This window comes from Hydrogenoanaerobacterium saccharovorans (assembly GCF_003814745.1).
In the GTDB taxonomy this organism is placed as follows: Bacteria; Bacillota; Clostridia; order Oscillospirales; family Ruminococcaceae; genus Hydrogenoanaerobacterium; species Hydrogenoanaerobacterium saccharovorans.
On the sequence record NZ_RKRD01000003.1, the window covers coordinates 245,311 to 268,529 of the forward strand.

19 protein-coding genes are annotated in these 23,219 nt (G+C 44.9%); 6 read left to right on the forward strand and 13 right to left on the reverse strand.

What is annotated here, in order from left to right:
- Positions 1-159: 159 nt before the first annotated feature.
- The 9 genes from EDD70_RS13420 to EDD70_RS13460 all read right to left on the reverse strand — a co-directional run bounded on the left by EDD70_RS13420 (position 160) and on the right by EDD70_RS13460 (position 8,847).
- The gene (locus EDD70_RS13420) at positions 160-822 is read right to left on the reverse strand and encodes a V-type ATP synthase subunit D (protein ID WP_092756206.1); all 663 of its coding nucleotides are present in this window, start codon (positions 820-822) and stop codon (positions 160-162) included.
- A gap of 12 nt (positions 823-834) precedes the next feature.
- Positions 835-2,205, reverse strand: coding sequence for a V-type ATP synthase subunit B (locus tag EDD70_RS13425; protein WP_092756208.1), 1,371 nt, complete (start codon positions 2,203-2,205; stop codon positions 835-837).
- Position 2,206: 1 nt separating this feature from the next.
- Complete coding sequence (locus EDD70_RS13430) at positions 2,207-3,979, reverse strand: V-type ATP synthase subunit A (RefSeq protein ID WP_092756210.1); 1,773 nt, start codon at positions 3,977-3,979, stop codon at positions 2,207-2,209.
- Between the two features lie 91 nt (positions 3,980-4,070).
- Positions 4,071-4,391 (reverse strand): V-type ATP synthase subunit F, encoded by a 321-nt coding sequence (locus tag EDD70_RS13435; RefSeq protein ID WP_092756212.1) that lies wholly within the window; start codon positions 4,389-4,391, stop codon positions 4,071-4,073.
- On the reverse strand, positions 4,384-5,352 hold the full coding sequence (locus EDD70_RS13440; protein ID WP_092756214.1) for a V0D/AC39 family V-type ATPase subunit: 969 nt from the start codon (positions 5,350-5,352) through the stop codon (positions 4,384-4,386). Before EDD70_RS13440 ends, EDD70_RS13435 begins: the two co-directional genes overlap by 8 nt.
- Positions 5,353-5,382: 30 nt before the next feature.
- Complete coding sequence (locus tag EDD70_RS13445; protein WP_092756216.1) at positions 5,383-5,976, reverse strand: V-type ATP synthase subunit E; 594 nt, start codon at positions 5,974-5,976, stop codon at positions 5,383-5,385.
- Positions 5,977-5,997: 21 nt separating this feature from the next.
- A complete protein-coding gene (locus tag EDD70_RS13450) occupies positions 5,998-6,483 on the reverse strand; it encodes a V-type ATP synthase subunit K (RefSeq protein ID WP_092756218.1) in 486 nt (161 codons plus the stop codon).
- Between the two features lie 2 nt (positions 6,484-6,485).
- Positions 6,486-8,501: a V-type ATP synthase subunit I gene (locus EDD70_RS13455; RefSeq protein WP_092756220.1), complete on the reverse strand. Its 2,016-nt coding sequence runs from the start codon at positions 8,499-8,501 to the stop codon at positions 6,486-6,488.
- Between the two features lie 37 nt (positions 8,502-8,538).
- Entirely contained in the window at positions 8,539-8,847 is a 309-nt protein-coding gene (locus EDD70_RS13460; RefSeq protein WP_092756222.1) for a hypothetical protein, read from the reverse strand.
- A gap of 380 nt (positions 8,848-9,227) precedes the next feature.
- On the opposite strand from EDD70_RS13460, the gene EDD70_RS13465 reads away from it, so the two are divergent.
- Entirely contained in the window at positions 9,228-10,025 is a 798-nt protein-coding gene (locus EDD70_RS13465; protein WP_092756224.1) for a ZIP family metal transporter, read from the forward strand.
- 55 nt (positions 10,026-10,080) lie between these two features.
- On the opposite strand, the gene EDD70_RS13470 is transcribed toward EDD70_RS13465, so the two are convergent.
- Positions 10,081-12,273 (reverse strand): sensor domain-containing diguanylate cyclase, encoded by a 2,193-nt coding sequence (locus tag EDD70_RS13470; protein WP_092756226.1) that lies wholly within the window; start codon positions 12,271-12,273, stop codon positions 10,081-10,083.
- Positions 12,274-12,294: 21 nt separating this feature from the next.
- Positions 12,295-13,860, reverse strand: coding sequence for a putative bifunctional diguanylate cyclase/phosphodiesterase (locus tag EDD70_RS13475; protein ID WP_162840937.1), 1,566 nt, complete (start codon positions 13,858-13,860; stop codon positions 12,295-12,297).
- A gap of 259 nt (positions 13,861-14,119) precedes the next feature.
- On the opposite strand from EDD70_RS13475, the gene EDD70_RS13480 reads away from it, so the two are divergent.
- Entirely contained in the window at positions 14,120-15,385 is a 1,266-nt protein-coding gene (locus EDD70_RS13480; protein ID WP_092756230.1) for a competence/damage-inducible protein A, read from the forward strand.
- 53 nt (positions 15,386-15,438) lie between these two features.
- Here EDD70_RS13480 and EDD70_RS13485 read toward each other — a convergent pair whose 3' ends face one another.
- Together EDD70_RS13485 and EDD70_RS13490 are read right to left on the reverse strand one after the other, a co-directional pair.
- Positions 15,439-17,190: an ABC transporter ATP-binding protein gene (locus tag EDD70_RS13485; protein WP_092756232.1), complete on the reverse strand. Its 1,752-nt coding sequence runs from the start codon at positions 17,188-17,190 to the stop codon at positions 15,439-15,441.
- The gene (locus EDD70_RS13490) at positions 17,187-18,923 is read right to left on the reverse strand and encodes an ABC transporter ATP-binding protein (RefSeq protein ID WP_092756234.1); all 1,737 of its coding nucleotides are present in this window, start codon (positions 18,921-18,923) and stop codon (positions 17,187-17,189) included. Before EDD70_RS13490 ends, EDD70_RS13485 begins: the two co-directional genes overlap by 4 nt.
- 240 nt (positions 18,924-19,163) lie before the next feature.
- Between EDD70_RS13490 and EDD70_RS13495 the strand changes: the two genes are divergently transcribed.
- From EDD70_RS13495 to EDD70_RS13510, 4 genes are all read left to right on the forward strand, one after another.
- On the forward strand, positions 19,164-19,868 hold the full coding sequence (locus EDD70_RS13495; protein WP_092756236.1) for a YesL family protein: 705 nt from the start codon (positions 19,164-19,166) through the stop codon (positions 19,866-19,868).
- Between the two features lie 81 nt (positions 19,869-19,949).
- Positions 19,950-20,462 (forward strand): ferritin, encoded by a 513-nt coding sequence (locus EDD70_RS13500; protein WP_092756238.1) that lies wholly within the window; start codon positions 19,950-19,952, stop codon positions 20,460-20,462.
- A gap of 216 nt (positions 20,463-20,678) precedes the next feature.
- Positions 20,679-21,737 (forward strand): LacI family DNA-binding transcriptional regulator, encoded by a 1,059-nt coding sequence (locus tag EDD70_RS13505; RefSeq protein WP_242943184.1) that lies wholly within the window; start codon positions 20,679-20,681, stop codon positions 21,735-21,737.
- A gap of 45 nt (positions 21,738-21,782) precedes the next feature.
- Positions 21,783-23,132 (forward strand): ABC transporter substrate-binding protein, encoded by a 1,350-nt coding sequence (locus tag EDD70_RS13510; RefSeq protein WP_092756240.1) that lies wholly within the window; start codon positions 21,783-21,785, stop codon positions 23,130-23,132.
- The last annotated feature ends 87 nt before the right edge of the window (positions 23,133-23,219 follow it).

A 23,219-nucleotide genomic window follows, 5' to 3' on the forward strand; every position in this document is an offset into this window, starting at 1 on the left:
TTTATTATAACCTTGGTTTGTTACAAAAAGAGCACGGAATTATGAAAATACTGTAAATTTTAGCACTCTTACATAACGAGTGCTAAAAATAACAAAATAAAAAATAGAGCCACCCGTAATACGAATGGCTCTTTCAATAAATAGAGTTTGATAATTACTTTAAGAATTGCGCTGCGAATAATGGTGTGCCTGTTCAAGCATCATATCTTTTACTTTCATCAGGCGAATTTGCGTACTGCGTTCGTTTTCATCCAGTTTCATGGTGATGTACTTGATGTTTTCTTGCATCTCGGGAATCATCACATGTTCCAATGCATTAACACGGCGGCGTGTTTTTTCAATCTCTGCAGCCATCAACTGGCAAGATTTTTCGCATTCTGCAAGGCGCAGCATATCAGGCAAAATATCGGCAAGGCTTTTTACAGCACCGTCTAAATCGCTTGAGGTAAACGCAAAGCCGTAAGAGTAAATATCGTTTGCATCAGAGGTTCTGGTTTTATATTCGAACACAGGGATTTCGACGCTCATCACGTTTCTTGCCTCGGTTTCCAAATAAACCTCCTGCTTTGGTGCCATTAATGCAACGTTCAGCACCTCGTTAGACATACCTGCACGGGCAAGTACAAAGTTTTTGTTGGCGGAGGCAATGCCCTGCTCTACGCGCTCACGCAGCGCTTTGTTCTCACGCACCAAGTCTAAAAACTGCCGCATCAGCTCGTCGCGCTTATCTTTTAGCAGCTTATGCCCGCGCGTTGCGGTTATCAGCTTTTTCTTTAGGCGCGTAAGCTCCATACGTGTTGGGTTTACATGAGTTGCAGCCAAGGGTATCCCTCCTTATTTGCCGTAGTATTCATCGAGGTATTCATCCTTGATACGTTTTAGCTCACTGCGTGGCAGGATGCTCAGCAGTTTCCACCCGAGTGTAAGAGTTTCTTCAATATCGCGGTTGGTGTGGTAGCCCTGCGATACATATTCCTGCTCAAAAGCATCGGCAAACTGTGCATACAGCTTGTCAATATCGGTAAGGGCCGCCTCGCCAAGGATGACCATGAGCTCTTTCGCCTCTTTACCGCGCGCATACGCAGCAAACAACTGGTTCATGGTATTGGCGTGGTCTGCTCTGGTTTTACCTGCGCCGATGCCCTTATCTTTAAGACGAGACAGAGACGGCAGCACATCGATAGGAGGTGTTACACCCTTGCGGTACAGTTCACGGCTGAGTATAATCTGCCCCTCGGTGATGTAGCCGGTAAGGTCGGGGATAGGATGAGTCTTATCGTCTTCGGGCATGGTCAAAATAGGAATCATGGTGATAGAGCCGCTTTTTCCTTTCTGACGGCCTGCTCTTTCGTACAGCGATGCAAGGTCGGTGTACATATAACCGGGATAACCGCGGCGGCCGGGCACCTCTTTACGCGCAGCAGAAACCTCACGCAATGCATCGGCATAGTTCGTGATATCGGTTAAGATGACGAGTACGTGCATATCCTTTTCAAAGGCAAGATACTCTGCAGCGGTAAGCGCCATACGCGGGGTAGCAATACGCTCAACGGCAGGGTCGTTTGCAAGGTTGATGAACAGCACGGTACGGTCAATTGCGCCCGTTTCACGGAAGCTCTCGATAAAGAAGTTTGCCTCTTCAAACGTGATACCCATAGCGGCAAATACTACCGCAAAAGGTTCACTGGTACCGCGTACCTTTGCCTGACGTGCAATCTGTGCGGCAAGGTTTGCATGCGGCAGACCGGATGCAGAGAAAATCGGCAGTTTCTGCCCGCGAACCAGGGTGTTCAACCCGTCGATAGCCGAAACACCGGTTTGAATAAACTCCTGCGGATAGTTACGTGCAGCAGGGTTCATCGGCAAGCCGTTGATGTCCATACGTTTATCGGGCAGGATTTCAGGGCCGTTATCAATCGGTCTGCCCAAGCCATCAAATACACGGCTGAGCATATCTTCCGACACACCCAGCTCCATGCTGCGGCCAAGAAAGCGCACTTTGCTGTTGGATAGGTTGATACCGGTAGAAGTTTCGAACAGCTGTACCATCGCGTTGCTGCCGTCGATTTCAAGCACTTTGCAGCGGCGCTTTTCGCCGTTTGCAAGTTCAATCTCGCCCAGTTCGTTGTACGCAACGTCTTCTACGTCGCGCACAAGCATAAGAGGACCCGCAACCTCTTCTATGGTTCTATATTCCTTTGGCATATTAGAAGTCCTCCTTTTGCTGAGCTAATTCGTCTATTTCGCTAGAAAGCGTATGGAGTATATTATCGTATTCCGATTTCATTCTGTCTTCGGGGATGTATTTGAAACGGCCGATTTGTTCACGCACAGGCAGTTTCACCAATGCATCCACCGAGATGCCTTTGCTGAGTGCTTTTACCGAAGCATTATAAAAATCCAAAACCAGCTGCATCATCAAATGCTGTTTTTGCAGCGGAGTGTAAGTGTCGGTCTCATGGAACGCATCCTGATGCAGGAAGTCCTCACGAATCGAGCGTGCAGCCTCGAGTTTTAGGCGGTCGGGTGCAGAAAGTGCATCCATACCAACCAGTTTTACAATCTCCTCCAGCTCCGACTCATCTTGCAGCAATCTCATCAATTTGCTGCGCAAATCCATCCAGTCTCCCTCTACATGCTCGTTAAACCATTTTTCCATGGTGTCTACATACAGCGAGTAGCTTGTAAGCCAGTTGACAGCAGGGAAGTGGCGTTTATAGGCAAGAGAGGAGTCAAGGCTCCAGAACACCTTTACAATACGCAGGGTTGCCTGTGAAACAGGCTCCGAAATATCGCCGCCCGGGGGAGAAACCGCACCGATTACCGAAAGTGCACCCTCTCTGCCTTCTTTGCCTGTTGTAATAACACGGCCTGCACGCTCATAAAACTGTGCCAAGCGCGAGCCAAGGTAAGCAGGGTAACCCTCTTCACCGGGCATTTCTTCCAAACGGCCGGACATCTCACGCAGTGCCTCTGCCCAGCGGGAGGTGGAATCTGCCATCAAAGCCACGGAATAGCCCATATCGCGGAAGTATTCCGCAATGGTGATACCGGTGTAGATGGAAGCCTCACGAGCCGCAACGGGCATATCGGAGGTATTGGCGATGAGTACGGTACGCTCCATCAAGGAGTGGCCTGTTTTTGGGTCTTTCAGTTCGGGGAACTCGTTGAGTACGTCCGTCATCTCGTTGCCGCGCTCGCCGCAGCCGATGTAAACGACGATATCTGCCTCTGCCCATTTTGCAAGTTGATGCTGAACAACGGTTTTGCCTGAGCCGAACGGACCGGGTACCGCTGCAACACCGCCTTTGGCGATGGGGAACAGGGTGTCGATGACACGCTGACCCGTAACAAGAGGCATATCGGGGGATAATTTTTGTTTGTATGGGCGGCCAACACGAACCGGCCACTTTTGCATTAATGAAAGGGGATGTTCGCTGCCGTCAGCCGCTTTCACAGTGGCAACGGTTTCTGTTACGGTGTAGTCCCCCTCGGTAATAGAGGTAAGCTTACCCGAAATACCGTTGGGAACCATAATCTTGTGCAGAACAATTTCGGTTTCTTGCACTGTGCCGATGATGTCGCCACTGGTTACCTCATCACCGATTTTGGCGGTAGGGGTAAAGTGCCATTTCACATCACGTTTGATAGAAGGAACCTCTACACCGCGTTTCAAACTGGTGCCCGAAAGTTTCATAATATCGTCCAAAGGACGCTGAATACCATCGAAGATACTGCTGATTAGGCCGGGACCAAGGTCAACGCTCATCGGAACACCGGTAGATTCAACAGGCTCGCCGGGGCCAAGCCCGGAGGTTTCCTCATAAACTTGGATAGAGGCTTTATCTCCGTGGATTTCTATGATTTCGCCAATCAAACGCTGGTTGCTGACACGAACAACGTCAAACATATTGGCGTCACGCATGCCTTCCGCGATGACGAGCGGACCGGCAACCTTTTTAATGGTACCTTTGCTCATTTATTTTCACCCAATTTCTGTAGATTCTATGCGGGGCAGCCCCGCTGGCTCTTCGAACAGGGCGCTTTGCAAAAGCAAAGCTTTGTGCCTGTCAACCCCCGCCGAAAATAATGTCGGAGCCGACTGCCTGCTCCACGGATTTCTTCACCATTTTTAAGCCCATCCCCGTATTGCCCGAAACACCGGGGATTGGAATGATGGCAGGCAGACGAACCGCGCGGTAACGGTCGATTTCGCTTTCCAGCTGTTCTGCCAATGCCTCGGTGATATAAATAACCGCGTATGCACCCTCTGCAAGCTCTCGCAGCTTTTTGCCAGCCTCCGTCGTATCGGTGACAGGATAGGTGTCCAGCCCAAGAGCTGCAAAACCGTAGATGCTGTCGCGGTCGCCAAGTACTGCAATCTTATACATACATCTCTCTGCACCTTTCTCGAATAGATTCCTCCGAAAGCCCGTTCAGCTTGCCGGAAAGGATGATACGCACCGTTTTAATTTCGTTTTCTCTTGCCAGAATATAAGCGGCAAGGGGGCCGATGGTAAACGGATTGTAAAGCTGCGGCCGTATTTTGCGGATAATCAAATTATCACACCAACGCTCAAATGCCGAGGGCGAAGTTCTAAGCTCCGCAACGGCATCCGTATAGGTGGTGCTCTCAAGATATTCGCAGATAGCATCAAAGCCGATTACAGCAGCATGAGCCAAACGGTCAACATCCAAGGTGCTGCATTGGGCGAGTGCGCGCTGCAATATATCCAAAGATTTACCTGTTTTTTGGCACCGCACTGCTGTTTTAATGTTTGCTGCCGCAACGGTAAGCTCGGCATACAGTTTGAGCAATTCGTTTTCTGCCGACAACCCTGCTTTGTAAATTGCATTTAGAGCCGCCTTGTCAACAATCATATCGCAAAGCTGGCCGTCACGCGTGTGCAGCAGAGCCTCAAATGCCTCTTGAGCCGGTTCGCGCATATCGGCAGGCAGCATAGAATAATTGTGTTCTTTAATTGCCGTTAAGATCAGTTCGGAATCGACCGTGCCGTTTGATATAAATATGTTCTTGTGCTCGGTTTCGGTGCAAACCTGCTTGATTGCCGCTTTGAGGTTGTGGTAGTCGTTGGCATACAAAAACACGTCGAATACCGACATATCATCCACAAGCTCTGCAATCAAAGCCCAAGTTTGCTCGCGCTCGTTTTCCAAAAGCTGCTCTGCGGTGAGGGTTCCATCGTCACCCCAGCCTTTTTCGGCAAGCGTATGCAGGCATTCGTCGTAGCTTTTGCCGGCAAGCAGCTGTTCTACCGCAGCGGAACTGAGCAACGAAAGCTCTTTTGCACGGATACGCGCTACCGCATAGGTGTATTGCTTTTCGGACATGGTTTCAATCCTCCTTTTTGCAGTGCGCTTTTATGAGAATAACAGCTGATGCACCTTGTCCTGTAAAGAATCGTGTGCGGAGCTGAACAATGCTTCAAACGAGCAATTTTCTTCCACACCGCCGTAGGCTAATATAAACCCGCCGTCAATATTGCGGGGGTTGCTTGAAATTTTAAGTGATGCGCCCTTTGCCTTAATAGCGTTATTCAGGGTAGTTTCAAAACCCTCGGGTAAACGCTTTAAGTCGGCTGCCGAAAACAAGATTTCGCCCTCCTGCGGTAAGGTGAATTTTTCAGCCATTTTTAAAATAATACCGAAATATTGTTCTTGCGGCAGTTGATACAGCGACTGTTGCGCTTTTATAATGGTATCGCTGATGATCTGCTGTTTTGCAGTCAGAATAGCTTTGCGTTTTTGCAGGGCTGCCGCAGATGCGGCTCGTGCAAGAACATCTTCCACTGCGCTCTTCGATTGCTGCGCGATGATTTCGCTCTCCGCTTTTCCTTTTGCTATGGCGGCGCTTTTCATATCGGTAGCCTCGTTTTTTGCTTTTGCAAGCACAGATGCAGCAGCCTCCTCAGCCTCATGCTGAATCTGACTGAGAATTTTATCCAAGCCTGTCATTGATAACTCTCCTAACTTTGACTAAACGTTCAAACCGGCAACTCCAAAAATAGAAAGGATGGAGATAAGCAGTGCAAGAATTGCGTAGGTTTCAACCATTGCAGGGAAAATCATTGCTTTACCGAACTGATCGGGCTTCTTGGATACGAGACCAATCGATGCTACCGATGCTTTTGCCTGGCGGATTGCAGACCAAAGCCCAACAAAACCCATAGGCAAACAAGCACAGAAATACAGTAAACCTTTTACCAAAGAGAGATCGGCGTTGCCGCCCATAATACCGATTTGAGTAAGTGTAATAAATGCGATCAGCAATCCGTAAATACCCTGTGTACCGGGCAGAAGCTGAAGAATCAAAACTTTACTAAACTTGGTTGGATCTTCTGTTACAACACCTGCGGCAGCCTCGCCTGCAATACCAACGCCGATTGCCGAACCAATACCTGCCAATAATGCAGCCAGTGCTGCGCCCAACAATGCAAATGCAATTCCCATAGAGTTCCACATAATCAAATGTCCTCCTTGATTTTGAAATATTTCGTATTTTCAGTAAAGGGAGAGAACTTTCTGCCCCCGCCCTCGTAAAACTTGCCGAAGAACTCCACAAACTGTAAACGGTTTGTGTGTACATAAGCGCCAAGCAGGTTTATCCCAATGTTCAGTGAATGTCCTATTACAAACACCAGAGTAAACAGGATTGCTCCCATGAATCCGCTGCCGAACATACTGCCCATTTTATTAAACACCGTAGCTATAACGCCGGTGGCAAGCCCAAGAGCAAGCAAACGGGAGTAAGAAAGAATGTCGCTGAGGTAACCGGTAACGTTATAAAGCCCGTATAAACCTTTGAGCAAACGTTTAAACCAGTTGCGCGAATCGCGCCCTGCGGTGGCAATAATACCAATTGCGCCGATAATAGCAGAAACGGTTGCGATGGTACCTGCTATCGGGGGCAGAACAAAAGTCAGCCCCATCATCTCGGTAAACATCGACATGGTAAGCAGATAGATAATTCCTCCGCCTACCAACATATACCAAAACACAACGTCGTATAAAGCGTCTTTATATTGTTTGTTCTTTATGCATTGGTATAGTTTTAAGCCGAGGCCGGTAAACAGGTGAATGATGCCCAGTAGGAACGAAAATACAAGCATTCGCATCGGTTCTTTTACCGGTTCAAACCACAACGGTTTGAGTGCGATATCGCTGTTGAAAAAAGTTTTTGCTATTACTGCAACGGTATCACCAAAAAAGCTGCCGAACATAAAGCCCCAAAATGTAGTAGAAACACCACACAGTAAAAACATCAGCAGCGTTTTGCGCATACCGCTCTCCATGTTTTTGTACTTCCATAGGCAAAAGCCGCAGCCCAATACCATAATTAAACCGTATGCTGCGTCGGATAACATCAATCCGAACAAAACATAGTAGAAACCTGCCATAACGGATGTCGGGTCTAATTCTCCCTTGCCGGGTAGACTATAGCTTTCTACAACCGACTCTACAGGAGCCGCCAACAAACCGTTTTGCAACGCTACGGGTACGTCATCGTCATCCGCCGGGGTCTCAAATTCAATCGCAAGGTCAAACAGGCTGCACAAAACTGATTCTAAAGAAGCGGCGTCTTTTTCGGGTATGTAACCTTCTAAAATAAAGACGCGTCGCGACTGAGCCAGCTTACCAATTACGTCGTATTTTTCGGCGCGCATCGTGTAATAGTCTATGGTAAACTTAATGGCGTTGCGCGTACCTGCATAGGTTTTAATTTCTTCTTCAGCTGTTTCGGTAGCAGAGTGCAGCTTTTTCATTTCATCTTCCAGTCCAGCTTTGCGTTTGGTGGGTGTTACGGTAGATAACATTGGGGGGCGGGCAAAGCCCATTGTCCTTAATGCATCCTCCACAACATCCGCTTCGCTGCGCGAACAAAGAACAAAGATACAAGTCTGCTCTTTCGTACGGCTGATGATATCAACGTTAACGGTATCTGCTGTTGGTGCGATGCGAACAAGTTCGCTGTAAATATCTTGCTGAGTAATTTCACCCGTGAACGAGCCAATAAACGCCGCGGTCTTTTTAGTACCCTTAAAGCCAAGCGGAATATCTAATGTAAGCCAAGGTGCAAGAGCCTCAATTTGAGTTTGCAGTTTTGGGATGTTTGCATTGTTCTCTGCAATCTCTTTTGCAAGTGAATTTAATCGGTAGGCTATTCGCATTACCTCGTCGCGTTCTTTGCTAAAGGTTTCGTAATATTCCACCGACAATGCCTCTCTGCCTTCTAGCATCGATAGCATAGGTTTTTTGAGGGGAACATAGGTTTCCAATACCTCTAAAGCCTGGTTTGAAACGGCAATGTTCTTTTCAAATACCGTTCTTGCAGACGACATATCGGTTTTTTGAAAAACGCTGTCCTCCTGTTGCGTGTCGCTTAGTTCCACCACGCCTCGCCGCTGTAAAATTTCAAGAATCTGCTTGCGGTTTTTCTTCAGCGCACAGATGCGAACACGTTTCATAGGTAACACAGCCATAGAACAGATGCCTCCTTTCGTGAGAATGTGGAACAGTTTAGATCAGCTCCGACAAAATCAACTGAACCGCTTGCGGTTCTTTTGCCTTTGCGGCATCTCGTAGAGTGCTAAGCTCCTGCTCCACCAGATGAAGAGCATCTGCCATCATACTATCACTTTGCTTTTTTGCGGAGGCAAGCGCATCCGCTGCCTTTTCTTTTGCGTCTTTGGTAAGCTGCATAATGGTTTCTGCTGCTTCAGCTTTTGCCTGAGCAATGATTTTGTCCCCTTCGCTTGCCGCATTTTTTTCTGTTTGCTCTGCAGCAAGCTCAGCCTGACGAATTGCCTCTATCGTTTCTTGTGCCAATCATATCACCACCAATTCTGCTTTTTAATGTAATATTTTGAAATAAAAATTACTTTAATTGTAACCCATAAATATAGAATAATCAATCAATTTTACTATAAACATAAAAAAAAATTCTTACAATCTGTTAAATAAACACCAACATTTAATAAGAATTTTTAATATTTAGCCATTTTATAATAAAATCCTATTATTATATTATTAAAATACTACACATTATTTACATTGGTTTTATTAAATACAAGTTTAGTATACATAATCACTAAAATTATATAAATTTTATGAGGTAAATTTTCTAACCGTAGTGATTTTAGATTATTGCCTGAATGTGAAATAAATGGTATGATTTTGAAGAACTATGTTAGAGAGGATGAACACGATTGAATGATTTTAATCCGCTTTTACTGGCATTGGCTGGTACAGGATTTACTTTTTTGTCTACTGCGCTAGGTGCCGCGGTTGTTTTCTTTTTTCGCGGAGAAGTAAGCATAAGCATTCAGCGCGTATTTCTCGGGTTTGCTGCGGGGGTTATGATAGCAGCCTCGGTTTGGTCGCTGCTGATACCCGCAATTGAAATGGCAGAAGAACAGGGCAGTATTGGCTGGATACCCGCCGCGGGTGGGTTTGTACTGGGTGCTGCATTTTTGCTGCTGCTTGACCGGCTTCTTCCCCATCTTCACCCGGGCAGCTCTCAACCCGAGGGGCTTAGTTCGTCGCTGAAGCGCACTACAATGCTGGTTTTTGCGGTGACTTTACATAATATTCCCGAAGGGATGGCTGTGGGGCTTACCTTTGCGCTTGCCGCACAAAAAGGCGGTTCAATTACCATTGCCTCGGCGATTGCCCTTGCGTTGGGTATCGGGTTGCAAAACTTCCCCGAGGGTACAGCCATTTCTTTACCGCTGAAAAAAGAAGGGCTTTCCAATACTCGTTCATTTGTGTACGGGGCATTATCCGGCATTGTAGAACCCATAGCGGGTGTTCTAGCGGTGCTTATGATGGGCTCAATCATGCATATAATGCCGTGGTTGTTGGCTTTTGCGGCGGGTGCAATGATCTATGTTGTTGTCGAGGAATTAATTCCCGAGGCCAATCTCGGTGAGCATTCTCACTCTGGCACTATCGGCGTACTGGCGGGTTTTTTAATCATGATGATATTGGACGTTGCTCTTGGTTGATGCTATTTAAAAAGAGCCTGTGTATCTTATTGTTACACGGACTCTTTTTCTCTTATTATTTGGCGGCATCATTGCAGATGATGAGATATGCCTCTTTCCCGTCCGTCCATTTCATTTTAGATACCGAACATTCCGACCACATGTGGCATGCATTGCAAAAATTAACGGTCCAGCGGTCAACATTATCATCCAATTCATCTATGGGGCAGCGGGAACAGGGCAATTTGCCATATGAGCAAGAAAAGCAGGTTTTGCCGATTTCCAATTCCGGGTGGTATTGGCGCGCAAGGTCATTGGCATAAAGAATTTTGTAATCCTCTTTGCGAAGTACGTATGCGCACACGTTCATACGGTCAATGATGGTTTTTGCGGTAAAATTGCTTTGCTGCAGTTCGTTTCGAGAGCGGTCGTTGAGTAAAAATACACCCAATATTTTAGATATGAGAATAACAGCCTCTATTTCTGCTTTGTTCCAAAGGCGCCCCGGTATACTTTCGCTAAACCCTATAAAACCTTTTATGCACCCGTTTCGAACAATTGCAGACTGAAGTATTGAGTTAGCCTCCCTATTGCGCAATGATTGCTCCAGTTCATGGGGCAGTAAAGAGAGATCGCTGCAATAAAAAATACCATTGTCATCAAACAGTTTTATATATTCTTCGGAATGGATATTCAAATAGTTGACATAATTTTGGCTGAACGGCAAACCAAGGTCGCTGCACCACTCAAAGGTGTTCTCCCATATTAATTTACCGTCATCCTCCTGGCTTTCAAATATGTAAACATGAGGTACACTGTAATACCGTCCTGTAATTCCGAGGATATGCCTGATTGCAGGGCAAATGTCTTGGGTATCATACAATATTTCGAAAACACACCGCGCAAGGTCTCGCCGAAGCGATTGCTCTGTACTGAGGTAGCTTCTTTCGGAACTCGGGGCGACCTGACAGCTATATACTTGATAGCAGTCTTTACCGTGACCTTTCGAAAAGTACAGTGCGGCATCTGCTTTGCGGAACAATTCTTCAAACTGATGCCCATGGTCGGGGTAAATAGAAATGCCAATGCTGCCGGATATGGTAAAGTCATTGTCAATGTCGCAAAGCACATTGCGAAAAACATGAACCAAATGCTGTGCTTTTTGCTCTGCCAACTCAATGGACGGAATATTCTTGAGCAGCACCATAAATTCGTCACCGCCGATTCGCCCTACAATGTCGTTGGGGCGAAATTGCTTTGCGAGGCACGATGATATGCTGCTGAGTACGCTGTCACCCTTTAAATGCCCCAGATGATCGTTGATTGATTTAAAATTATCAATATCAATCACAAAAAGAGCATGGTATCCGTCTTTACCGTCGCCGTTTAAATAATCTTCAATCAGCGATTGAGCGGTAATTTTATTGTAAGCTCCTGTCAGCAGGTCGCGCTGAGCTTTTGCTTCCAGCATCTGGCGTTCTTTTTTCTGGCTGTCTATATCGGATAGTATACAAATAACTTTTTGCGGATTTCCATCTGAATCGCAAAGTACAGTACTGCGTATTTTGCACCAAAGGTACTCACCAGATGCCTTTTTTATGCGATAATCATCCCCGCAAGGTACCTTGCCGTTGAGTAAATATTGCAGGCGCTGCCGAAACAGGGGAATATCTGCTTCGTAAATTACATGGTCGATGGCGTATTCCAAACAAAATTTATCTGGAAGTTCGTAACCGAACTTTATTTTAAAATTAGGCGAACAAAACAAGGTGTCGTTTGAAATAGTCCATTCAAGAAGAATGTCTCCTTCTTGTTCGATTATTTTGCGGATGTGTTCATTTCGCATTGCCTGCTGCAGCTGCAAAGTTTTACGCTCTGTAATATCAAAAAAAACCGAGTAATAGGTATAGTTGCCGTTTTCATCTTTATGTAATTTGCCTTTTTCAAGAACCCAAACAGTGCCGCCGTCTTTACAAACCAGGCGATACTCCAATTCTATATAATCGCTTAACTTTCGTTGCTCTTCAAATTCTTTCTTCATATTGTCTGCATCCTCTGGGTAAATCAACAAGATAAACCTATTCTGAAAAAGGTCGCGTAATTCATCACAAGTAAAGCCGGTAAGGCGCAAAAGCCCCATGCTGGCATAATTAATTGTAAACCAACAGTCGTCCTTACAGCTCATAATGGCACCCATAATATTATTCGCTATATCCTCAAGCTGCTTTTTATCCTCTGCTTCACAAATCGTGCGGATGCTTTCTTTCACGATAACTGCTCCTTTGATTGATTACTTGGTAACTTTTTCGGCAAAGCAGGGTTCTGATGCAAATGCAAGTGCTTCAAATTCTGCAACAGGCATTGGTTTTGCAAACACATATCCCTGAACAATGTCGCACCCTATTTTCTTCAAAAAGTCCACTTGCGCTGTCTCCTCAATCCCTTCAGAAACAGTGGACATGTTGAGTTTTTTCGCCATATTGATGACACTTTCCACAATGCTTTCGCCGCGCTGCTCATGAATTGTATCGCAGAAAAACCCTCGGTCGAGTTTCAACTCATCTACCGGGATTTGCTTGAGCAGGTTCAGCGAAGAAAAACCCGAACCAAAATCGTCCATCGAAACGGTAAATCCCAGCGACTTTAACCGAAAGATAACGGAAAGTGCGGTATCTATGTTATTTAAAAAAGTATTTTCGGTCAATTCAATTACAAGAAGAGAAGGGGAAATATCATATTTACGGATGATTTCCTGAAGATGAACGGTGAAATCAGGCTTATCCAAATGCAATCTTGAAAAATTTATGGCAATCGGCATAGGGGATAATTGATTATCCTGCCAAGAGCGCATCAAAGCACACACGTTTTCGAAAACGTAAAAATCCAGTTTGGTTACAAATCCGTTCTGTTCAAAAAACGGGATAAATTCTCCCGGAGAAAGCATCCCTGCAATGGGATGATTCCAACGGACGAGTGCTTCTGCCCCTACAATGCAGTTATGCAACAGCTCGTATTTAGGCTGAAGATACACTTCAAACTGGTTGGTTTTAAGTGCATTGTACATTTGGTTTTCTAACAGCTTTTCTTTTACCAGAGTATCACGCGTGGTAGGGTCGTAAAATACAATGTGAGTGTCCTGCGATTCAAGGCCCCGTTTACGCGCGATTTTTGCACGGTCATTCATCAGTGCAGGCTTTTCAGAGCGATCTTGCAAACGGTACACACCCGCAGAAAAACCCATATAATACGGTTCGGGAATAATGTTGTTTAACAGATTGATTTGTCTGTAAAAAAAATTCATGCGGTCAATCAGCTGCTGGTCAGATATATATTCCAACAACAGGCAAAAATTGTCGGCAGCAATGCGGCAAAATGTTTCTTTGCTGCTTATGTTTTTGGCAAGCGTATCTGCTACAAAATAAAGCAGCTTATCACCTGTTTCGTAACCGAACATGTCGTTCATGAGCGAAAATTTATCAATATCAATTTGAACAACTGCGTAATTTGTTTGACGGTGCCTTTCAATAAGGCTTACCACTTCTTTTTCGAACAAGTTCCAATTGCCTTTTCTAGTAACAGGGTCTGTAAAAGCAAATGCATAAAGTTTTTTTTGTGTATGGCTGTTTGAAAGAATTAAGTACACGATAACAACTGCGAACAACACAGTTAGCAAAATAAAAGTAGTAATTGTTTTGTTTATTAATGGCTGTGCAAGTACGGTAGAATGGGTTAACTTTAAAAATTCGTTTAGATTATGAATATAACAGTAAAAAAGGGTAGAAAATATTGCGATAACAAATGCGATTGCCACCACGATACGAAGAATACTTCTTTTAGTTTGATATTCATACTTCATACTATGTACCTCATTCATAATTATGATGCATTTTTACAAAAAATACTGCTGCAATGTGTCGATAATTTAGCTTATATATATGATACTTTATTATCAAATTGATTTCAATGACTAAAAAAGAAATTTTTTACAAAACAGCCAAAGAAATGATAAAGTTTATATTAATTCCATGTTTATTTGTGTTTGTAACACAGAAAGGAATGTGCTAGAATATATAACAAATTACATCTTTATCCTAAATCAGATTGGAGATTTTACCATGACCCACTCTCAAGATTCGGCTGAAATTTTATGCATCGGTACAGAAATTTTGCTCGGTAATATCGTCAACACCAACTCTGCGGTTATTTCACGCGGTCTTGCCGATATTGGTATTAATATGTTTCACCATACGGTGGTGGGGGATAACCCAAATCGATTGAAAGACGCGCTTGATATTGCATTTTCACGCAATAATATTGTAGTCACCACAGGCGGACTGGGGCCTACGTACGATGACCTTTCGAAGGAGACTGTAGCTGATTATTTCGGTGTAAAGCTAAAACTTCACGAGCCTTCGGCACAAAGCATCCGCACTTTTTTTGATAGATGGAAACGGCAGATGACCGAAAACAACCTAAAGCAAGCAATGATGCCTGAGGGGTGCATTGTACTTGAAAATCGTAACGGCACAGCGCCCGGTGCGATACTTGAAAAAGACGGCAAAATTGCTGTTTTGCTGCCCGGCCCTCCGCGAGAAATGACACCGATGTTTGAGCAGCAGGTAATCCCGTACTTACAAAAGCGGTCGCAGCAGGTATTCCGCTCGCATTGTGTGTATTTTTTTGGTATTGGCGAAAGTGCACTGGAATCTAAGCTGCGCCAAGATATTGAAAAGATGCAAAACCCAACCATTGCACCTTATGCAAAAGAGGGTGAAGTAATGCTGCGTGTTACCGCATCTGCCCATACTGCCGAAGAGGCGGAGGCACTGCTGAAACCGGCTGTGGAGATGCTGCAAAGCCGTTTTCCACAATATATTTACGGTATCGATGTAGAAAACCTGCAAACAGCGGTTGTGCGGGCACTTCACGCGAAAAAGCTCAAGGTAGCTACGGCTGAAAGCTGTACAGGCGGTTATATCTCAAAACGTATTACAGAAGTTGCAGGCAGCAGTGCCGTTTTCGATTGCGGTGTTACCAGCTACGCGAACGAAATAAAAGAAAACCTGCTTGGGGTAAAACATGAGACGTTGCAAAAATACGGCGCAGTTTCTCATCAAACAGCAAAAGAGATGGCAGATGGGGTGCGACGAATATCGGGCGCAGATATCGGCGTTTCTACTACAGGCATTGCAGGGCCGGATGGCGGTACCGATGAAAAACCGGTAGGGCTTGTATATGTAGGTATCTCCAGCGAATGGTACAACGAAGTATTAGAACTGCAGCTGTCGCGCGGCTATGCAAGCGAGCGGGAGTTTATCCGCTATCTTGCCGGTTCACATGCACTCAATGCCGTGCTCAAAGCAATCAAAGAATATCAATAAAAATAAAAGGCTATCCGTTATTTCGGATAGCCTTTGTACGTTTAAAGAGCATTTTAAAATGAAGTATCGGCACTTGATGCAAACTGGCTGTTGTACAAATCGGCGTAAAAACCGCCTTTTTCAAGCAGTTGGGCATGGGTACCTTGTTCTACTATATTACCGTCACGCATTACCAAAATGCAATCTGCCTCACGGATGGTGGACAACCTGTGCGCTACAACAAAGCTTGTGCGCCCTTCCATCATTTGTGTAAATGCTTTTTGAATACGGATTTCAGTTCGGGTATCAATCGAACTGGTCGCTTCATCCAAAATCAGCATAGGCGGTTTTGTAAGCATAATGCGCGCAATACAAAGCAGCTGTTTTTGCCCTTGCGAGAGGTTCCCTCCATCTTCCGCAATCAAGGTGTCGTATCCTTGCGGCAAACGCTTGATAAAACTATGCGCATGTGCCGATTTCGCAGCCTCAATAATCTCATCCAGGGATGCATCGGGTTTACCGTAAGCGATATTATCGCGGATGGTACCGGTGAACACCCATGTTTCTTGCAAAACCATGCCATACGTCGCACGCAGGCTGCTGCGGGTAATGGCACGTGTTTCCACACCATCTACCTCAATGCTGCCGCTGTTTACATCGTAAAAACGCATTAACAGGTTGATAATGGTGGTTTTGCCGCAGCCGGTAGGGCCTACAATGGCAATGCGCTGCCCTGATTTTGCATCTAAGTGGAGGTGTTCAATCAGTTTTCGGTCGGGCGAGTAGGAGAATGAAACATCGTCGAGGTGCACATTCCCGTTGCAGTGTGTCAGTACCAAAGCATCGGTTGCATCCGGTTTTTCGGTAGGTTCATCTAAAATAGCAAATACGCGGCGGGCACTTGCGGTAGCGGTTTGCAGCTCGGTAACAACACCCGATATCTCATTAAACGGTTTTGTATACTGGTTAGCATAGGTAAGAAAACATGAAATCTGGCCTACCGAAAGCCTGCCGCTGATGGCTGCCAGTGCGCCTGAAAGCCCAACCGCAGCAAACACCAAACCATTTACAAAGCGCGTACTCGGGTTGGTGGTAGAGGAATAGAACTGCGCGTTTACTCCGGTTGCATAAAGGCGAGCGTTGATTTCTTCAAACGTTTCTTGCGAGCGGTGCTCGTAGCCAAATGCTTTTACCACCTTTTGGTTGCCGATCAGTTCTTCGATATATCCGCCGAGTTCGCCGCGAATGGCAGATTGCCTACGAAATTCGTCAAAGGAATGCTTGGCGATGAAAGACGCAACGAACAGCGAGACGGGGGTTAGTATCACAACAACCAATGCAATCTTTACATTTATCGAAAGCATAAACCCAAGGGTGCCCACAATTGTTACTACGCCAAGGAATAATTGCGAAAAACCTTGTATCAAACCGTCTGAAATCTGGTCAATATCATTGACGACGCGGCTGATAAGGTCGCCGTGTGCGGTACCGTCGATATATCGCAGCGGAACCTGTTCCAGTTTTACAAATACCGCTGTACGCAAATCTTTTATTGCAGAATAGGTGATGATATTGGTACACAACGTCATCAGCCAATGGAACAGTGCGCTCATCAAGATGATAGCAGTAAGTACCGCTAAAATACGCAGCAAGCCTGCGAAATCCACTGTGCCATAACCTGCAATCAGGTCGATTGCATCGCCGATGAGAACAGGTGAAAGCAATGTGAGAGAAACGCTTACGATAGCACTGATAAAAGCACCGACGATATATTTTTTATAAGGATTTATAAATTTTAAAATACGTTTTAACACAGCCCAATTCATGCGCGGTTCACCTCCTCGCTGCTTAACTGCGACAGGCAGATTTCACGGTAAACTGCACAGCTTTGCAGCAGCTCTTGGTGAGTTCCGATGCCCGCAACTTCGCCGTCATCCAGCACCATAATGCGGTCGGCATTTTTGACGGTATTGGCACGCTGTGATACCATCAGCACGGTCATTCCTTTTGTTTCACTTGCCAATGCTTTGCGCAAAGCAGCATCGGTTGCAAAATCCAATGCACTGGCACTGTCATCTAAAATTAAAATTTGGGGTTCGCTTACCAATGCACGTGCAATGGTAAGACGCTGTTTTTGCCCGCCTGAAAGATTTTTTCCGCCCTGCATAATAGTGGTTTCGTAGCCTTTGGGCAGCTTATCCACAAACTCTTTTGCCTGCGCGATGGAGAGTGCACGGTCGATTTGCTGGTCGGTTGCATTTTCACATCCCCAACGCATGTTCGAGCGGATATCACCCGAAAACAGTACTGCGCGCTGAGGCACTATACCGATTTGCCCGCGTAGCTGCTCAAACGGATATGCTTTTACATTGACGCCATCTATTAAAATTTCGCCCTTGCATACATCGTAAAAACGGGGGATCAAATTGACAAGGGTGGATTTACCCGAACCCGTACCTCCGATAATGCCGATTGATTCGCCTTTTGCTATGGCTATGCTGATGTCGCTGAGCACATTTTCATCCCCCGTGTTGTAAGAGAAAGAAATATTTCTCAGCTCTATTTTAGGTGCGCCCAAAACGGGAGCTTGTGTTGTGTTGCCAATATCGGTGACGGAGGGGGCAGTTTCAAAAACTTCGTTAACGCGTGCCGCAGAGGCGGATGCTTTTGTGAAAATAACCACCAGATTTGCTACCACAATAAGCGCAAGCAAAATCTGCGTCATATAGTTCCAAAGTGCAATTACCTGCCCTTGTGTGAGTGTACCCGCGTAAACCCGCAAGCCGCCGTACCAAAGGATAGCTAAAATAGCGAAGTTTGCCACGATGGAGGTTACAGGGCTGAGCAGTGCCGAAAGTTTTGCAACCGCAACAGAAGAACGCCTTAACTGCTCGCTGGTCTGTTCAAAACGTTGCTGTTCATCTGCTTGTTTACTAAATGCACGAATAACGCGTACGCCTTCTAGATTTTCACGTGTAATCAGGGATACCCCGTCAAGTAGTTTTTGAATTTTTTTGTAAAATGGAACAGAGCGGCTCATCACGATATAAAGTACGATTGCGATAAGTACTGCCGCTGCAATAAATATCACCGACATTTTAAGGTCGAGTGCCATTGCCATTACGGCGGCACCAATGGCGAGAAACGGTGCGCGAAACACCAAACGAATCAGCATAGCTACCGCAAGCTGCAGCTGGTTTACGTCGTTGTTCAGGCGTGTAATCAGCGAGGGCGTGCCCATTTTATCAATTTCGGCATGCGAAAGCGAGTTGATGTGCCGAAACAATTCGTTACGCATCACCGTACCAAACCCCTGCGATGCGCGTGAAGCAAAGAATTGGCAGGTAAGCGAGCACCCCAGCCCTACTATCCCCAGCAAAACCATAATGCCTGCCATTTTCCAAACATAGGCGGTGTCTCCGTTTTTTATGCCTACATCAATCATACTTGCCATAACCAAAGGTACGATCAATTCAAACACCGCTTCGGTCATTTTAAACATAGGGCCTAAAATCACCTGTAGGCGGAATTTCTTTAAAAAACGTGTTAATTTTATCATAGGTCGTCATCCTTTTATATTGCATATTCAATTGCTAAAACACATTATAGCATAGGTTCGACTAATATTTAACAGGTATTATGGATAATTGCAACAGCATAATAAACCGAATGCACTTAATTTAATATTTTTTTATTTTTGATTGGTACAAAAATAACGCTGAAAAGATGCATAAGCACAAGGTTTGTGTTATAATAAATCAATTGTTTACTACATTTTAACTGTTTGATAGGGGATTGGATGATGGGACTTTTTGGCGGTAATTACAATAAACCGGGACCGGGGATTGATAAAAACGCTCCCCCAAAAAAGGGACTGGCTTTGTTTTTCGACATATACATTCGTGCTTTTTGGGAGCTTATCAAGCTGAATTTGATTTTTCTGCTTTTTAGCATACCGATTGTCACAATCGGGCCTGCCTACGCGGCTATGAGCAAGGTGACTATGTTAATGATTCGTGAGCGCCCGTTTTTTGTGTTCGGCGATTTTTGGGCTGCATTTAAAGCCGAATTTAAGCAGTCGTTTATTACGGGATTATTGACAGCCGTACTCAGTATCATGATGATTGTGGGTATGCGCTTTTATCTTGCGGCGGCAGCACAAAACCAAATGATGTATGCCCTTTGGTTTCTGCTTGTTGCAATTTCGTTTATACTGGCGATGGCGTGTATTTATGTTTATCCGCTGATTGTAACAGTAAGCCTGCCTTTAAAAGCTATTTATAAAAATGCGATGCTGCTTAGTATTGTTTGTTTAAAACACAGTTTGCCCGCATTGTTGGTTATTATTGTTATTGGCGGCGGGTGCTTTCTTTTCTTCCCATTTTCTATACCAATCATTTTGCTGTTGCTGTTTTCGCATATTGCGTTTATTTCAAGCTTTACAGCATGGCCGGGTATAAAAAAATATGTTGCAGGTGAAGATAACTCAGAACAAAACGATTAATTATACCTGCTATTGCAAATCATACCAAATTAGGGTATAATGAACTTACAAAGTGAATTTACTGAAACAGGAGGTATTTTTATGTTAAATAAGCAAGTTACCGCCCTATTGAATGATCAGATAAACAAGGAACTTTACTCTGCTTATCTTTATCTTGATATGTCAAACTATTATTCCGAAGAAAGCCTCAACGGGTTTGAAAACTGGTTCTATGTGCAAACGCAGGAGGAACGCGACCACGCAATGCTGTTCCGTACCTATCTTCTCAACAACGGCGAAAAGGTAACCCTTGAAGCTGTGGCAAAGCCGAATATTACCTTTACCGATTTTAAAATGCCGCTTACCGCTGCGCTCGAACACGAAAGAGAAGTAACTGCGTCCATTAACAATATTTATGCAGCTGCTTACGAGGCCAAAGATTTTCGTACCATGCAGTTTTTGGATTGGTTCGTAAAAGAGCAGGGAGAAGAAGAAAAAAGCACCGAAGATTTGGTAAAGCGTTTTGAACTGTTCGGCAACGATGCCAAAGGGTTGTATATGCTGGATGCCGAGCTTGGCGCAAGAGTGTATGCTGCCCCGTCCTTAGTACTATAAATTAAATCGGATAAAAGCGAGCCTGTTTTGCTGACAGGCTCGCTTTTTTGCGCTCTTTTTTCCGGCATGTTTAACAAAACAAAACTTACATATTGATATCTTCTCACAAAACAAGCAAATCCCTATTGAAAACCGATATAAATTATGATAACATTATTTCATAAAGTATTGGAAACGTTACCGGTATCAATACCAATGGAGTTTCGGAGAAAGACGGTGGAGAAAATTTCTGAAGTAAATATTAAGGATATTGCCCGCTTTGCTGGTGTGGGGGTCAGTACTGTATCGCGCGTTATAAACAATCATCCCGATGTCAATAAAGAAACAAAAGAACGCGTTATGGCAGTGATAGAAAAACATCATTATGTGCCCAACAACAGTGCGCGCAATTTAAAACGCAATCAATCCAATACGATTGGTGTGCTGATTAAGGGGATTACCAACCCGTTTTTTTCTCGCATGATCAAGGTGATTGAGAAAGAGATTACCCGCCGTAAATATTCTATGATATTGCATCAGGTAGAGTCGGATGCAGATGAAATCGATTCGGCAATCGAGCTTTCTATGGAGAAAAAACTCAAGGGCATCATCTTTTTAGGCGGCTGTTTCAATCATTCGCAACAAAAGCTTGCGGCAATTAAAATTCCTTTTGTGCTTACCACCATTACTTCGCTGGATGACAGCGTTGATAAAACGGTTTTTTCTAGTATCAGCATCGATGACTTTGCAGAGGCATACAAAGCGGTAGATTACATCTGCAAAGCAGGGCACAGAGAAATTGCAATTATTTCGGCTGCACCCGATGATCAAAGCATCGGCTGGCTGCGCTTGGAGGGCTACAAAAAAGCGCTTGAAGATAACGGCATTCCGGTAGAAGCACAAAAGATTGTTTCGACCGGCGAGTTTTCGTTGCAATGCGGTTATGACAGCATAAATAAACTGCTTAGCCAAACCAGATTTACATGTGTATTTTGTATTTCGGATATGCTGGCAATGGGTGCTGCAAAAGCACTGCTGGATTCCGGTAAAAAAATACCCGATGATGTTTCTGTCGTCGGCTTTGACGGGTTGGAAATGGCACGGTTTTATTCTCCTTCCATCACCACAATTTATCAGCCGGACGAGGCAATGGCGCTGGACAGTGTAAAAACTTTGATGGATGTATTGGAAAACGAAGGGGTGCATCGGCACGTAAAATTTGATGCCACCTTGATAGAGGGCGAAAGTTTCCGCCCTTTAAACGGCGAGCGGTCTGACAACGCATTGTTACCGTAACGGTATCAACATAAATTACAAAATATTGAGGAAAGAGGTACCCTTATGTTTAAGAAAGTATTGGCAATGGTTCTGTCTCTGACAATGGCAGCAGCGCTGTTTACAGGCTGTGGTTCCGCCCCAAAAACCGAAGCCGGCACTCCTGAAAACGGTGATTCATCCGCAGCACCTGCGGCTGAAGAGGTTACACTGAATATCTTCCAATTTAAGGTGGAAATTCAAGAAGCCCTTGAAAAATCAATGGCAACTTATATGGAATCTCACCCCAATGTGAAAATTAACTTAAAAACCGTTGGCGGCGGTGATGATTACGGCGCTGCACTCAAGGCAGAAATGCAGTCTGAGGAGCCTACTATCTTTAACTGTGGCGGCCCGCAGGATATCTACGACTGGCAAGAGAAACTGGAAGACTTATCGGCCGAGCCGTGGGTTTCAAAAGCGGTGGAGGGCACCCTTGGCGGTGTTACCGTTGACGGTAAGGTTTATGGTATGCCGTATGCCATCGAAGGGTACGGATTTACCTGCAACAAAGAGATTATGGAAGCTGCCGGTGTTGATATCAGCAAAATCAACTCGTACGATGCACTGGAGGCAGCTTGCAAAACAATCGATGCAAAAATCAAAGACGGTTCGCTGAAAGAAAAATATCCCGACTTGAAGGCTGTTTTTGCATTGCCTGCGAAAGAAACCTGGATTGTAGGCACCCATGCAGTCAATGTACCGCTCAGCCAGGAGTTTGACAGTGTTTTGGATGCGTTCTCTGCTAAAACCGTTGACTTTAAATACGCCGACGGCTACAAAGCGCTGATTGACTTACAGGCAAATTACTCTGAATATGCAAACGATAAAGGTAAACTCAATGCAATGGATTACTCTACGCAGGTGAAAGAAGACTTTTCACTCGAAAAAGTTGTTATGATTCAGCAGGGTAACTGGATTTACAACGATGTGAACAGCATGGATGCTAAAGTTGCCCAAAAGCTTGATATTCTGCCTATGCCGATCAAAGGGGCAAAAGAAGATTCCATCCCAGTTGGTGTTCCGAACTATTGGGTAATCAACAAAGACTCTACCGATGCACAGAAAGCAGCAGCGAAAGATTTCTTAAATTGGCTGTATACCTCAGAAGAAGGTATGAATATTGTTGTGAATGAGTTCTTCTTTATTCCGCCGTTTACCGGTTACACCGCAGAGCCTGCAGACCCTCTCGGCAAAGCAGTTAAGAGATATGCAGACGCAGGCAAGACACTTCCTTGGGTGTTCCAAGGCTGCCCCACCGGTAACTGGGTGATGGATGTTATGGGTACAAACGTACAAAAATATTTGGCAGGTGAATTTACCTGGCAGCAGACAATTGACGATGCAAAGGCACAATGGGAGCAAAGAAGAAAATAAAATTATATTTATCGTATCTGAAAGTGTAAATGTATTGAGGGGACGAAAAGTCCCCTCAAGTTTTAAGATACGATATGAGCACGTTTA